The 12,888-nt window shown below is 72.0% G+C and carries 13 protein-coding genes and 1 pseudogene; 7 read left to right on the top strand and 7 right to left on the bottom strand.

The features are described from left to right. The first annotated feature begins 126 nt into the window (after window positions 1-126). From MNZ27_RS16790 to MNZ27_RS16815, 7 genes and pseudogenes are all read left to right on the top strand, one after another. Complete coding sequence (locus MNZ27_RS16790) at window positions 127-1,323, top strand: lactate racemase domain-containing protein (RefSeq protein WP_242395250.1); 1,197 nt, start codon at window positions 127-129, stop codon at window positions 1,321-1,323. Window positions 1,324-1,391: 68 nt separating this feature from the next. Then, window positions 1,392-2,669, top strand: a complete 1,278-nt coding sequence (locus MNZ27_RS16795) for a pyridoxal phosphate-dependent aminotransferase (protein WP_242395251.1) — start codon at window positions 1,392-1,394, stop codon at window positions 2,667-2,669. A 282-nt stretch (window positions 2,670-2,951) separates the two neighbouring features. After that, a pseudogene (locus tag MNZ27_RS24300) lies at window positions 2,952-3,332 on the top strand (IPT/TIG domain-containing protein); the annotation flags it as partial. 70 nt (window positions 3,333-3,402) lie between these two features. Beyond that, window positions 3,403-3,720: an RHS repeat-associated core domain-containing protein gene (locus MNZ27_RS16800; protein ID WP_277958035.1), complete on the top strand. Its 318-nt coding sequence runs from the start codon at window positions 3,403-3,405 to the stop codon at window positions 3,718-3,720. Between the two features lie 264 nt (window positions 3,721-3,984). Beyond that, a complete protein-coding gene (locus MNZ27_RS16805; RefSeq protein WP_242395253.1) occupies window positions 3,985-4,398 on the top strand; it encodes a hypothetical protein in 414 nt (137 codons plus the stop codon). Window positions 4,399-4,515: 117 nt separating this feature from the next. Further along, on the top strand, window positions 4,516-5,043 hold the full coding sequence (locus MNZ27_RS16810) for a hypothetical protein (protein ID WP_242395254.1): 528 nt from the start codon (window positions 4,516-4,518) through the stop codon (window positions 5,041-5,043). A gap of 531 nt (window positions 5,044-5,574) precedes the next feature. Then, window positions 5,575-5,778: a hypothetical protein gene (locus MNZ27_RS16815; protein WP_242395255.1), complete on the top strand. Its 204-nt coding sequence runs from the start codon at window positions 5,575-5,577 to the stop codon at window positions 5,776-5,778. A gap of 134 nt (window positions 5,779-5,912) precedes the next feature. Here MNZ27_RS16815 and hypB read toward each other — a convergent pair whose 3' ends face one another. From hypB to MNZ27_RS16850, 7 genes are all read right to left on the bottom strand, one after another. Then, complete coding sequence (hypB, locus tag MNZ27_RS16820; protein WP_242395256.1) at window positions 5,913-6,779, bottom strand: hydrogenase nickel incorporation protein HypB; 867 nt, start codon at window positions 6,777-6,779, stop codon at window positions 5,913-5,915. Next, a complete protein-coding gene (locus MNZ27_RS16825; RefSeq protein ID WP_242395257.1) occupies window positions 6,779-7,123 on the bottom strand; it encodes a hydrogenase maturation nickel metallochaperone HypA/HybF in 345 nt (114 codons plus the stop codon). Before MNZ27_RS16825 ends, hypB begins: the two co-directional genes overlap by 1 nt. Window positions 7,124-7,141: 18 nt before the next feature. After that, window positions 7,142-8,164 (bottom strand): hydrogenase expression/formation protein HypE, encoded by a 1,023-nt coding sequence (hypE, locus tag MNZ27_RS16830; protein WP_242395258.1) that lies wholly within the window; start codon window positions 8,162-8,164, stop codon window positions 7,142-7,144. 14 nt (window positions 8,165-8,178) lie between these two features. Further along, a complete protein-coding gene (gene hypD / locus MNZ27_RS16835; protein ID WP_242395259.1) occupies window positions 8,179-9,312 on the bottom strand; it encodes a hydrogenase formation protein HypD in 1,134 nt (377 codons plus the stop codon). A 67-nt stretch (window positions 9,313-9,379) separates the two neighbouring features. After that, window positions 9,380-9,667, bottom strand: a complete 288-nt coding sequence (locus MNZ27_RS16840; protein ID WP_242395260.1) for a HypC/HybG/HupF family hydrogenase formation chaperone — start codon at window positions 9,665-9,667, stop codon at window positions 9,380-9,382. A 37-nt stretch (window positions 9,668-9,704) separates the two neighbouring features. Continuing rightward, a complete protein-coding gene (hypF, locus tag MNZ27_RS16845; protein WP_242395261.1) occupies window positions 9,705-12,014 on the bottom strand; it encodes a carbamoyltransferase HypF in 2,310 nt (769 codons plus the stop codon). A gap of 270 nt (window positions 12,015-12,284) precedes the next feature. Beyond that, window positions 12,285-12,812: a hydrogenase maturation protease gene (locus tag MNZ27_RS16850; protein WP_242395262.1), complete on the bottom strand. Its 528-nt coding sequence runs from the start codon at window positions 12,810-12,812 to the stop codon at window positions 12,285-12,287. Window positions 12,813-12,888 lie beyond the last annotated feature (76 nt).

Raw genomic sequence — 12,888 nt, forward strand, 5'->3', positions numbered from 1 at the left:
GGCGGCGTACGCCGCCGCGCCCCCCGCGAGCGCCCCCGCCCACCGCCACCTCATCGGCCACCTCCGCTGCCCGTCGTCACCGGCGCGCGGCACGCACGACCGCGTCGCCCTGGTATATTGCGGGGCGTGACGCGATCCGGCGACGCACCGCGCGTGCTCGGCTACGGCGCCCGCCCGCTCCCCTTCCCGGCGGACGTCCCCGCCCGTGTGCTCGCGGCGCCCGCGGCGCCGCCGGTGCTCGACCTCCGCGCCGCGCTCGACGGGGCGCTCGCCCACCCCACCGGCGCGCGGCCGCTGACGGAGGTGGCGAGCGCGCGGACCCGGGTGGTGGTGATCGTCTCCGACGCCTCGCGCGAGGAGCCGCGGGCCGAGCTGTTCGGGGCGGTCCGGCGCGCGCTCGCGGCGGTGCCGGACGATCACCTGACGCTCGCGATCGCCAACGGGACCCACGGCCCCGCGAACCTCGAGAGGCTCGGGCTCGATCCCGAGGTCTTCCGCCGCCACCGGGTGGTGAACCACGACGCGCGCGACGAGGCGTCGATGGTGGACCTCGGCGTGACGAGCCGCGGGACGCGCCTGCGCGTGAACCGCTGCGTGGCGGAGGCGGACCTGATCGTCACCACCGGCCGGGTGAAGCCGCACTACTTCGCCGGCTGGGGGGGCGGGGCGAAGGGGATCTTCCCGGGGCTCGGCCACAACGACGACATCCGGAAGAACCACCTGCTCAAGCGCGATCCCGACTCGAGCCTCGGCCGCGCCGACGCGAACCCCTGCCGCGAGGATCTCGAGGAGGCGGTCCGGCGGATGGGGCGCGACACGTACCTCCTCAACGTGGTCGAGGCGGGCGGGGTGATCCTCGGCGCGGTCGCGGGGGATCTCGTGCTCGCGCACCGCGAGGGCGTGCGACTGGCCCGGCCGTACTGCGCGGTCGCCGCCCCGCCCGCGGACGTGGTGGTGGTCTCGGCCCCGCTGCCGGTGTCCGGGAGCCTGTACCAGGCCTCGAAGCTCGTCCCGCCCGCGGGGATCCTGCTGAAGGACGGCGGCGTGGTGATCGTCTGCGCCGAGTGCCCGGAGGGCACCGGCCCCCTGCAGACCGTGAACGAGGGGATCTTCCAGCTCGGCGTCCGCCGCTTCCTGCCGGAGCGGTACACGCTCTTCCTCGTCTCCGGGATGCCGGAGGCGACCGTCCGGCAGACGTACGCGACCTACGCGCCGTCGCTCGGGGCGGCGCTCGCGAGCGCGCGCGAGATCGTGGGGAAGGCCACCCCCGACGTGCTGGTGCTCCCGGACGCCGGCGACCTGGTGCCGGTGCGGATGGGGTGACGGGAGCGCGGCCCGCCGTCCGCCCGCCCGCTCTCCGGCCCGGCGCGGCGTGCTAAGCTCGCCGCCCCGTGTCAGACGAAAATACCCCCGCGATCCCGAAGCTCTCGTCGTTCCGTCAGGTCCCCCGCACCGGCGTCATCTACGCCACGACGGAGGCCACCAAGCTCGGGTTCTCGATGCAGGACCCGGAGTGGTGCAACCTCGGCCAGGGTCAGCCCGAGACCGGGCCGCTCCCCGGCGCGCCCGATCGCGTGCAGGCGGTCGCGGTCCGCGTGGACGACCAGGAGTACGCGCCGGTCCAGGGGCTCTGGGAGCTCCGCGAGGAGGTCGCCGCCCTCTACAACCGGCTCTACCGCAAGGGCCTGCCCTCCCAGTACAAGGCCGAGAACGTCTCGATCTCCGGCGGCGGCCGCCCCTCGCTCACCCGCGCCGCGGCGGCCCTCGGGCACGTGAACATGGGGCACTTCCTGCCCGACTACACGGCCTACGAGGAGCTGCTCGACCTGTTCCGGACCTTCACGCCGATCCCGATCCTCCTCGAGGGGGAGCGCGGCTACGCGTTCACCGTGGAGGACCTCCGGCGCGAGGTGACGGGCCGCGGCCTCTCGGCGATCCTCACCTCGAACCCGTGCAACCCCACCGGCAAGCTCGTGCAGGGGGACGAGCTCGCGCGCTGGGTCGAGCTGTCGCGCGATCTCGAGTGCGCGCTGCTCATGGACGAGTTCTACTCGCACTACGTGTGGACCGGGATCCCGGGCCGCCTCCCGGTGGAGAGCGCGGCGCGCTACGTCGAGGACGTCGATCGGGATCCGGTGGTGATCTTCGACGGGCTCACCAAGAACTGGCGCTACCCGGGCTGGCGCGTCACCTGGACGGTCGCGCCGCGCCAGGTGGTGAACGCGGTGGCCAGCGCGGGCTCCTTCCTCGACGGCGGCGGGTCGAAGCCCCTCCAGCGCGCCGCGATCTCGCTCCTCTCCGAGGAGAACGTGCGCGCGGAGACCGAGGCGATCCACCGGACCTTCGGCGAGAAGCGCCGCCGCATGCTCCAGGCCCTCGAGTCGATGGGCGTCCAGTTCGACCGCGCGCCCGACGGCACCTTCTACGTCTGGGGCAACGTCTCGCACCTCCCGGCGCCGCTCAACGACGGCATGGGCTTCTTCCGGGCCGCGCTCGAGCGGAAGGTGATCGTCGTCCCCGGCGAGTTCTTCGACGTGAACCCCGGGAAGCGCCGCGCCCGCCACGCCTCGCGGTTCAAGTCCTACGTCCGCTTCTCCTTCGGCCCCGGGCTCGAGACCCTCGAGAAGGCGTTCGGGCGGCTGGCGGAGATGATCCGCGAGAAGAGCTGAGGCGGACGCGGCGCCGAGCTGCGCAGGCTACGATCCCTCAGCTCGTGCTGTCTCTGCCTGGTGAGGCCAGGGCCAATATCGACGCGTCGTGCGCTACGTCTCCGGACTATATGTCGCATGGCGTAGTCTCGGCTTGCGCCGAGCGTCGCGACCGTGGTTCGCTCAACGTGACAGATGATGACCCATCGCCGGGAGGGGGCGGCTCCGCGGCGGGTCCGTTCGATTCGAGTCTCCTAATAATCGACTCGATTTGACTCTGACCGTCGAGCACGCGGGGGGCGCATGCGTGACTTTCGGGCCAAGCGATGTGCGCTGTTCCTGCTGCTCCTGGCATCCTGCGGTCCCGGTGACGAGATTTCACGAGCACTCGGCGAGCCCGGCGGGGCCCGCCGGAGCGTCACGCCCATCGCGCCTTCCATCGCTCCTTCGCTCGTGCCCACCGGTTCGCCGGTGGAAGAGTACGACGGCGCAGGAGACCTGATCGAGATCCGGTCGGCTCAGGGGGCCGTTCCGCTCGCGATCTCGGATTTCACGCCGAAGCAGGGCGGGGTCGGGCAGATCGTGACCGTCACGGGGACCGGCTTCGGTCCGTTGCCAGATCTCGTTCTCACGATCGGCCAACTCACGGCGCCCATCCTCGCGGCCACCGCCAATCAACTCACGTTCGGGTTCCCGAAGGAGCGGTCACCGGCGGCGGCTGCCGGGGCAGCACGACGAGCGGCTCTTCGGGCCGCTGGGGCTCCAGGGTCCGTACTACAACTGGAACAGGTGGTATCTGCCTTCGATGGGCAGGTACATGGAGTTGGACCCGATTGCGATGGCGGGCGGGTTCAACGACGAGTTCGGGCCGGATTGGTATGGGTACGGGAACCAGAACCCGCTGCGGTGGACAGACCCGTGGAGCCTAGACGCGGAGATGTGCTACCGGCGGTTCTCCCCCCTGTTTCTCATCCCGTACGCGCGCCACCGTTACGTACGGTTCAGCGGAAACGACAACGACACGATGAGTTACGACAACACCCGTGTCGGTCCCGACCAGGGATCTCGCTAGCTTGACAGAACGTGTACCCAGACCTCTGGCCCGCAGAACGACTCGCGCGTCAAGGACGAGATGAAGAAGTGCGACCCCAAGAACTACGACTCACGGGCTTCAATTGTTGCCACTGCGTCGAGCGCGCTCTCACGGCATGCGGTCTGTCGGTGTCCCCGAGGATGCTTGGCCCAACTGGCCCGTGAACCCGGGGCCGCAGCCAGGTGAACCCGGGTCCTGCGACGTTGGCCAGCCGACGCGCTCCTGCGTCGAGAGGGAATCACCATGACCGCAACCCTGGCGTGGGCGAGCACGGTCGGCGTACTGGTCGTGGTACTCGCTGCGGGGATTGTCCTTGTGCCGTTGGCTGGCGGTGTGCCACCCGACTGGTTGCTTGGCTTCGTATCGGTGTCTCCGCTCGTTGCGAGCCTTGTGGCATCGTTCATCGCTCCGAAGCGGAAGGTGTTGCTCGGCACCGTCATGGTCGTTCCCGCAACCCTGGCCGTCCTTGCCGTGAACACGCTGTATCAAGTGCTTGGACGCCCTGTGGACTTCGTAGGTCCTTCGGGTGCTCGCATCCTCGCCGGAATTACGGTGGCATGGAACCTTCCAGCCTGTTTCGTGATGGCACTCGTCGGCGCGGGGCTGGCGAAGTGGTGGACGAGCCGGAGCCGCGCTCATGCGTCGGAGCGGTCATGACCGTTCGACAGAACTGCAGTGGAACCAAAGAGAGGACCAGGTCGTTAAGTTCGGGGTTCAAGTAGAGAAAGACCGAGCAAAGAAGACTCCGCAACCACTCCCTGAAAATGGATGCAAATGAGAAACGTCACGCGTAGCGTTCTTGTCGCCTTGAGTGCGTTCGTGGTGGGGGCTGCGGGCGCACTCCTGGTGCTGGCGCTGGCGGCGCAGCGGGGAGTAAGGGTGTACCTGGAAGTGGTGCGCTTTGCGTACGCGCGGCAGGAATCGGAGTTGGCCAACAGAGCACTCGCGTCGGGAGATGCGCGAGCCTCGGTCGGCCACGCCTACTGCGCTGCATTCGCGAATGGCGGTTCGGGAGCTCTCGGCACGGAGGCCCCCCCGTGGCACGCAGGTTTCTTGCTGGCAGGCGTACTGATGCCGGAGCCTTCTCGTTTTGGCGGCGCGGATCCCAATGATTTCGAGGCACTCCGGCGCGCTCGGCTCGGATTTGCGCTTGAACGTTCAGGCGACTTGCTTGGTTCTGAGGAGCAGTATCAGCTCGCCGCGAGGACTGGGGGAAGGAACGCCGCCTTCTGGAAAGCACGCGCGGCGACGAGCTTCTCTCTGAACCCATCAAACTCGGGCGAAGTCGCTCCCAAGAAGTAGGGCGGACCGCAAAGACGCTCAGTGCAATCTCGGCCTGTTTGACGACGACTATTCGTCGTTCCCAACCTCGAAGTGCGCAAACGGAAGACCGGCGCCGTATTACGACCGGTGGCTTGGTGGCTCGGATGCCCTCAGAATGGTACACGCCTGCTACGTAGACCCGCCGCCTGGAACACGGTGCGAGCCGCGGCTTCCACGCATACCGTTCCGCCGTTGTGTGAACGTGTTGAGCGCAAGTGGCCGTGAGCTCGAAAACCGGCTTGATGTGGGGCTTCTATGGCTAAACGCAAGTTACGACCCGCTGATCAAGTTGTGCTCGGCATCGCTTGTGTGCTGTCGGCGGTGATTGTTCTAGTCTTCCCGGCTGGCGGGCCGCGACGGTGGATAGTCGCACTGGCGTTGCTGGCGCTGGTGCTGGGCGCCAAGCAGTGCTGGAATGGATTGCACGCTCGAAATGCAGATGACCTGCCTCAAGGGGCTCGCGACCCAGGTGAAGCCCGGCCACGCGGCCACGAGCGCTAGAGGACCCCGATGCGCATCGCTACCTTCGCCCTTCTTGCGCTGACACTCCTCTCCTGCACCTCCCCCACCGCCCCGCCGCCCACGGGCCCGAACGCCACCATCACCGGGACCGTGGTCGAGCGGGTGGATGGGGCGCCCTACAGCTTCCTGCGGCTGGAGACGGAGAAGGGGCAGGTCTGGGTGGCAGTGCCGATGGCAGACGTGCCGAGCTAGTCGCGGGTCACAGTGAAGAACGGGGCGATATTGAAGAACTTCGACTGCAAGCAGGCCGGGAGGAAGTTCGAGGCGGTGGTGTTCGGGGTCCTGGAGAAGGGGTAGGCGCCCGGCCGGGATATCGTCACGCCCGATCAGCCGCGCTTCGGATCTCCGCCGCCGTGCTCGTGCGCGTGCTCGTGCCCGCCGTGATCGTGGGGGTGCTCGTGGTCGTGCCCGTGCGGGTGGACGTGCGCGTGCGCCTCGCCGTCGGCGGCGTGCACGTGGTCGAAGCGGAGGCCGGCGGCGCGCGGGGCGGCGGCGCGGGCCTCGGCGAGCGGGGCGCGGAGCTCCTCGAGCCAGGCGATCCAGCGATCCATCCCCTCGCCGGTGCGCGCGGAGAGCTCGATCACCTTCGCGCCGGGCATCACCCGGGCGATGGCGTCGCGGAGCTTCGCGAGGTCCACGTCGAGGTGGGGCACGAGATCGATCTTGGTCACGAGGACCAGGTCCGCCGCCTTGAACATCACCGGGTACTTGAGCGGCTTGTCCTCGCCCTCGGTGACCGAGAGGACGACGACGTTCGCGGCCTGGCCGAGGTCGTAGATGGCCGGGCAGACGAGGTTCCCGACGTTCTCGATGAAGAAGACGTCGGTCTCCTGCCAGGGGAAGTCGTGCAGCGAGCGGTGGACCAGCTCGGCGTCGAGGTGGCAGGCCTGGCCGGTGGTGATCGCCCGGGACGGGATCCCGGCCTTCTCGAGCCGGCGGGCGTCGTTGTCGGTGGCGAGATCCGCGGAGACCGCGCCGAGCCGCCAGCCCTTCGCGGCGGCGGCCTTCGCGGTGGCCTCGAGGACGCCGGTCTTCCCGGCGCCGGGCGAGCCCATCACGTTCAGGGCGAGGACGCCGGCCGCGATGAAGTGCTCGCGGTTGTGGCGGGCGGCGCGGTCGTTGCCGGCGAGGATCTTCTCGTGCAGCTCCACCGGGACCAGCTCGGGATCACCGCAGCCGCAGGTCGTGCACATCAGGGTACCTCCATCTCGATGCCGTCGAGGGTGAGGGCGTCGGAGCCCTCGTCGAGCCGCGCCGGCGCGTCGCACGCGGGGCAGCGGAGGATCGCGCCGCGCGCGATCGGGGTCTCGCACCGCGGGCAGGACCAGCTCGCGGGCACGTGCTTCACCGTGAGCGGGACGCCGGCGCAGATCGTCCCCTCCCGGAAGGTCTCGTAGGCGGTGCGGAACAGCTCCGGGTCCACGCCGGCGAGCTCGCCGACGCGGACCGAGAGCGCGTGGACGCGGAGCGCCTGCCGGCGGCGGGCCTCCTGCTCCACCCGCGTGATCAGCGCCTCCACCAGCGAGTACTCGTGCATCCCGTGCCCTCGCCGCCGTTAGCAGATCCGGGGGAGCAGCTCCCCCTCGGGCTCCGCGAGCATCCGCTTGCCGAAGCCGGTGTCGAGGATCACCGCGCCGGGCCGCTCGGCGATGGCGCGGGCGATCACCGCGGCGCGGGCGCCCTGGGGGTGCGCCCGGAGGGCCGCGAGCACCTTCTCGACCGAGCGGGCTCGCACGCCGATCACCGCCTTGCCCTCGTTCGCGACGAGGAGCGGGTCGATGCCGATCATCTCGCCGGCGGCGCGTACCTCGTCGTTCACTGGGAGCGCCGCCTCGTCCACCACGATCCCGACGCGCCCCTTCGCCGCCATCTCGTGCAGCACCCCCGCGACGCCGCCGCGGGTCGGGTCCTTCATCGCCACCACGTCCTCGCCGCCGGCGGCGAGGGCGGCCCGGACGAGGCCGTTGATCGGCGCGACGTCGGAGCGGAGGTCGCCCTCGAGCCGGAGGTCGTGCCGGCGCGCCATCACCGCCATGCCGTGGTCGCCGATGGAGCCGGTGACGACGAGCGCGTCGCCGGCGCGGAGCCCCGCGTCCGTGACGACGCGGTCCGCGAGGGCGACCCCGGTGGTGTTGAGGACGATCCCGTCCACCTGCCCCTTCCCCATCACCTTGGTGTCGCCGGTCACGACGGGCGCGCCCGCCTCGGCGGCGGTGGCGCGCATGGAGGCGACCACCCGCTCGAGGTCGGCGCGGGGGAAGCCCTCCTCGAGGATCACCGCGCAGGTGATCCCGAGGGGCTCGGTCGCCCCCATCATCGCGAGGTCGTTCACGGTGCCGGAGACGCTGATCCGCCCGATGTCGCCGCCTGGGAAGAAGATCGGGTGGACCACGTGCGAGTCGGTGGTGACGACGAGCCACCGGTCGCCCACCCGGAGCGCGGCCCCGTCGTCGAGGGCGGCGAGGCCGATACCGTCCACCGGGGAGGCGAGGGTGAGGAACACGTCCTCGATGAGCTGGCGCATCGCGCGCCCGCCCGACCCGTGCTTGAGGCCGATCTTCTGGGCCGGCTTCTCCATGTGCGCTCCCTCTCCTAACCGACCTGGCGGAGGTCCGGGACCCCGCCGTACGTGTGCCAGATCCGGCACTGCCCCTCGGACGAGACCATGCACGCGCCCACCGGAGACTCCGGCAGGCAGGCGGTGCCGAAGAGCGGGCAGTGATCCGGCGTGGCCAGGCCGAGCATGATCCGTCCGCAGAGGCAGCCCCGCGCCTCCGCCGCCGCCGAGTCGTCGCGCACCGGTCCGGTGTCGATGGCGAAGCGCCGGCGCGCGTCCACGTGGGCGAAGGCGGGGGTGAGCGCGAGGTTCCCGCCGGGCACCTCGCCGATCCCGCGCCACCGCCCGCTCGCGGGCTGGAACACCTTCCAGAGCGAGGCCTGGGCCGCCTTGTTCCCCTCGCGCGTCACGCAGCGCGGGTAGACGTTCGCCACCTCCGGCCGCCCGTCCTTCAGGAGCTCGGTGAGCTTCACGAGCGCGGCGAGGATGTCGAGCGGCTCGAACCCGGCCACCACCACCGGCGCGCCGGTCCGGCGCGCGAAGGGCTCGAAGATCTCCCAGCCGGTGATGATCGCGGCGTGACCCGCCGCGAGGTAGCCCTCGATGCGCGTCTCCTTCGAGCCGGCGACGAGGTCCATCGCCGCCGGGACGTACTTGTGCGCGGACAGGACCGAGAAGTTCTCCGGCGGCCGGGCGAGCGCGATCGCCGCGGTCGCGACCGCGGTGGTCTCGAAGCCGCTCGCGAAGAACACGACCTGCTCGGCGGGGTGCGCCTGCGCGAGCTCGATCGCCTGGGAGATCGAGTAGACCACCTCGACCTCCCCGCCCTCCGCCTGCGCGTCGGCGAGGCTCCGCGCCGTGCCCGGCAGCCGGAGCATGTCGCCGTAGGTGCAGACGCGGACGCCCTGCAGGGCGAGCGCGACCGCCTCGTCCACCTCGGGGCCGTCGGTCACGCACACCGGGCACCCTGGCCCCATCACGAGCCGGAGCGTCGGCGGCAGGACCGCGCGCAGCCCGAACCGCGCGATGGCCTGCTCGTGGCTCCCGCAGACGTGCATCACCGCGACCTCGCGGCCGATGGCGTCCATGTTGCGCGCGAGCGCCTGCGCGAGGGCGCGGGCCCGGGCGGGGTCGCGGAACTTCAGCTCCTGGAAGAGGTCCTTGCTCATGAAAGGCTCCTCGCCCGCTCGCGGCCCGGTCCGAGGACGGAGCGGGGCGCGCCGCGCGGCGGCGGGGTCAGCGCCGGTCCTTCCCGGCGGCCATCTCGTTCCGCACGTCCGCGGCCATGAGGTCCTCCTTCGCGCCGCTCACGTCGAGGATCTGGTCGAAGAGGGCGAGGGTCTCCTGGACCTCCTCCGGCGGGATCCGCCGGATCGCGAACCCGACGTGGTTCAGGACGTAGTCGCCGACCGCGACCGGCTCGTCCACGATGTCGAGCCGGAGCTGCTTGCGGACGCCGAAGAAGTCCACCGTCGCGTCGAGGCCGTCGATGGCCACCACCTTGCCAGGCACTCCGAGGCACATGTTCGAGTCTCCTCGCCGTCAGTCGATCAACCGAAGGTCACGGGCGCGCCCTCGCGTCCGCGACGAGCGCCTGGCCGAGCGCGAGCCCCCCGTCTCCGGGCGGCACCTGGCCGTGCAGGTATACCTCGAACGCACCGTCCAGCTCGCCGAGGAGCCCCTCGGCGAGCCGGGCGTTCTGGAAGCAGCCGCCGGTCAGCACCACCGGCAGGCGGCCGACCGCGCGCGCGGCGCGCCGGACGAGCTCCGCGCCGGCGCGGACCAGGGTGGCGTGAAAGCGGGCGGACACGGCCCCCGCGTGCACGCCGGCGACGACGTCGGCGACCAGGGCGCGCCAGGCCGGGCGCAGATCGACGCGCTCCGGGGGGCCGGGCTCGAGGTCGAACGGGTAGGGCGCGCCGTCGTGGCCGTGCGCGGCGTTGTCGAGCGCGAGGGCGAGCTGCCCCTCGTACCGGGCGCGCGGGCGGCCGAGGACGAGCGCCCCCGCCGCGTCGAACGCGCGGCCGACGCCGTGCGCGAGCGGCGCGTTCAGCCCGGCGGCGAGCATCCGGTCCACCACCGCGCGCTCGGCCCGGTCCACCTCGGCGAACAGGGGCAGCGCGTCGAGCGGCGCCGCGTCGCCGAAGGCGTCCCGCAGCGCGGCGAGCGCGACGCGCCAGGGATCGCGGATCGCCTTGTCGCCGCCCGGCAGCGCCAGGGGGCGGAAGGTCGCGAGCCGCTCGAAGCGGCCGGGCTCGGCGAGGAGCAGCTCGCCGCCCCAGGCGGCGCCGTCGGCGCCGAGGCCGGTGCCATCCCAGGCGAGCGCGAGGACGGGGCCGTCGAGCCCGTGCTCCGCCATCGCCGCCGCCGCGTGCGCGTGGTGGTGCTGCACCTCGACGAGCGGGACCCCGAGCGCGGCCGCGCGCTCCCGGGCGTAGCGGGTCGAGAGATAGAGCGGGTGGAGATCGCAGGCGATCGCCTCGGGGCGCAGCGCGAGGAACGCCTCGAGCCGGGCGATCGCGCCCTCGAAGGCGGCGTAGGTCTCGAGCCCGTCGAGGTCGCCCACGTGCGGGCCGAGCACCGCCTCCTCGCCGCGGGCGAGGCAGCAGGCGTTCTTGAGCTGGGCCCCGACCGCGAGCACCGGCCGGAGGAAGCGGCGCGCGAGCCGGACCGGCCGCGGGACGAAGCCGCGGGCGCGGCGCGTCACCACCGGCCGCCCCGCGATGGTGCGGGCCACCGAGTCGTCGCAGCGCGAGGCGATGGGCCGGTCGTGGACGAGGAAGACGTCGGCGATCCCGCGGAGCCGCCGGAGCGCGTCGTCGTCCTCGAACGCGATGGGCTCGTCCGAGAGGTTCGCGCTCGTCATCACGAGCGGCCGCCCCGCGTCGGCGAGCAGCAGGTGGTGGAGCGGCGCGTAGGCGAGGAGCAGCCCGACGAGCGGGCTGTCCGGCGCGATCCCGGCGGCGAGGGGCGCGCCGGGGCGGCGCCGGCAGAGCACGATGGGGCGCTCCGCGGAGGCGAGGAGGTCCGCCTCGGCGCCGGAGAGGTCGGCGAGGGCGCGCGCCGCCTCGAGGTCCGCCACCATCACCGCGAGCGGCTTCTCCTCGCGGCGCTTGCGGGCGCGCAGCGTCCCGACCGCCTCGTCCGAGGTCGCGTCGCAGGCGAGGTGGTACCCGCCGATCCCCTTCACCGCCGCGACAGCGCCGGCGCGGAGCGCGGCGGCGACGTGGGCGACGGGGTCCGGCACCTCCACGCGCGCGCCCCCGGCGTCGCGCACCTCGACGCGCGGGCCGCACACCGGGCACGCGTTCGGCTGGGCGTGGAAGCGGCGATCCAGCGGATCGCCGTACTCGCGGGCGCAGGCGGGGCACAGGGTGAAGCGCGCCATCGTGGTCGCCGGCCGGTCGTAGGGCGCGCCGAGGGCGATGGTGAAGCGCGGGCCGCAGCTCGTGCAGTTGGTGAACGGGTACCGGAAGCGCCGGTTCGCGGGATCGCGGAGCTCGCGGAGGCAGTCCGGGCAGGTGGCGAGGTCCGGAGGGATCGCGACGCGCCGCTCGGGGGCGCCCCCGCTCGCCGCGATCTCGAACCCCGCCGCGGGCTCCGGCGGGATCGACTCGACCGCCACCGCGTCGACGACCGCGGCCGGGGGCCGGTCGCGGACGAGCCGGTCGGCGAACCGGTCGAGCGCGGCAGCGTGGCCGAACGCCTCGATGGTCACGCCTGCGGCATCGTTCCACACCCGCCCGGTCACGCCGGTCTCGTGGGCGAGGCGGTACACGAACGGGCGAAAGCCGACGCCCTGGACCGCGCCGGTGAGCGCGAATCGCCTCCCCTCCGCAGAGGGCGCCGGAGCTCGCCGTTCAGCCGCCATGAGTGCGATCCAAACCAGCGGGACGACTCGATGATTCCGTCGCCGCAGGGGCCGGGATCACCCCGCGCGCGAGGTCCTCGAAAACTTCTCTCGGTCGGGGGGCAGGGCGAGGCGCCACGCCCTGACGTGGGGCCAGGTTGACCACGTGAGGGGTCGTGTCATACATGAAGGAAAGCGCCCGGTCGTGGCGAGAATCCCCGGAGCCCCGGTGTCCCTTTCCACCGGGGCTCTTCTTTTTCTCCCCACCGCCTGACGCGCGTCCCTCGTGCATCAGGCCACCGGCTTCCGGGTCCACCACAAATCCGGTGCCCGCGGCGGCTTCCGCTCGCGGGCCACGACCCCGACCGCCTTCAGCTCCGCGATCACCTGCGCGACCGCGCCCGGCACGGCGGCCTCGACCGCCGGGGACAGCGCGCAGCCGACCTCGACGGTCGCCGGGATCACGCCGACCAGCCGGACCACCCGCGGCGCGACCCCGATGAAGTCGGCGTTGAGGAGCGCCTCCCGGACCCCCGGCTCGTGCGGGCTCATCGCCAGCACGGGGGACTTCTTCATCAGCTCGTCCTTGCCGTAGGTGCGCAGCTCTCCCGGGGCGCCGGCCGCCTTCACCGCGTCCACGAGCACGAGCGCCTCGACCTCCGCCATGTAGGCGGTGAGGTCGAGGCCGGGCGTCCCGGCGTCGATGACCTCCACGTCGGGGCCGAGGTCGTACGCCGCGTCGAGCACCCGGACCACGGTGGGGCCGAGGCCGTCGTCGCCGGTGAGGACGTTGCCGATGCCGATGACGGCGAAGCGCACGGGAGCTCCTTCTACCAGACGGCGGTCCCGCCCCCGGCGCCTGCCCGGGGACGGGACCGGATGTTACCCGCTGTGG

The organism is Anaeromyxobacter oryzisoli (assembly GCF_022690765.1).
Classification (GTDB): Bacteria; Myxococcota; Myxococcia; order Myxococcales; family Anaeromyxobacteraceae; genus Anaeromyxobacter; species Anaeromyxobacter oryzisoli.

What these genes read in the sequence shown, in the direction of transcription:
- hypD (WP_242395259.1), bottom strand. Translation starts at nt 9,312, where the DNA reads ATGAGCAAGGACCTCTTCCAGGAGCTGAAGTTCCGCGACCCCGCCCGG.
- hypF (WP_242395261.1), bottom strand. Translation starts at nt 12,014, where the DNA reads ATGGCGGCTGAACGGCGAGCTCCGGCGCCCTCTGCGGAGGGGAGGCGA.
- hypE (WP_242395258.1), bottom strand. Translation starts at nt 8,164, where the DNA reads ATGGAGAAGCCGGCCCAGAAGATCGGCCTCAAGCACGGGTCGGGCGGG.
- MNZ27_RS16840 (WP_242395260.1), bottom strand. Translation starts at nt 9,667, where the DNA reads ATGTGCCTCGGAGTGCCTGGCAAGGTGGTGGCCATCGACGGCCTCGAC.
- MNZ27_RS16815 (WP_242395255.1), top strand. Translation starts at nt 5,575, where the DNA reads ATGCGCATCGCTACCTTCGCCCTTCTTGCGCTGACACTCCTCTCCTGC.
- MNZ27_RS16825 (WP_242395257.1), bottom strand. Translation starts at nt 7,123, where the DNA reads ATGCACGAGTACTCGCTGGTGGAGGCGCTGATCACGCGGGTGGAGCAG.
- hypB (WP_242395256.1), bottom strand. Translation starts at nt 6,779, where the DNA reads ATGTGCACGACCTGCGGCTGCGGTGATCCCGAGCTGGTCCCGGTGGAG.
- MNZ27_RS16810 (WP_242395254.1), top strand. Translation starts at nt 4,516, where the DNA reads ATGAGAAACGTCACGCGTAGCGTTCTTGTCGCCTTGAGTGCGTTCGTG.
- MNZ27_RS16805 (WP_242395253.1), top strand. Translation starts at nt 3,985, where the DNA reads ATGACCGCAACCCTGGCGTGGGCGAGCACGGTCGGCGTACTGGTCGTG.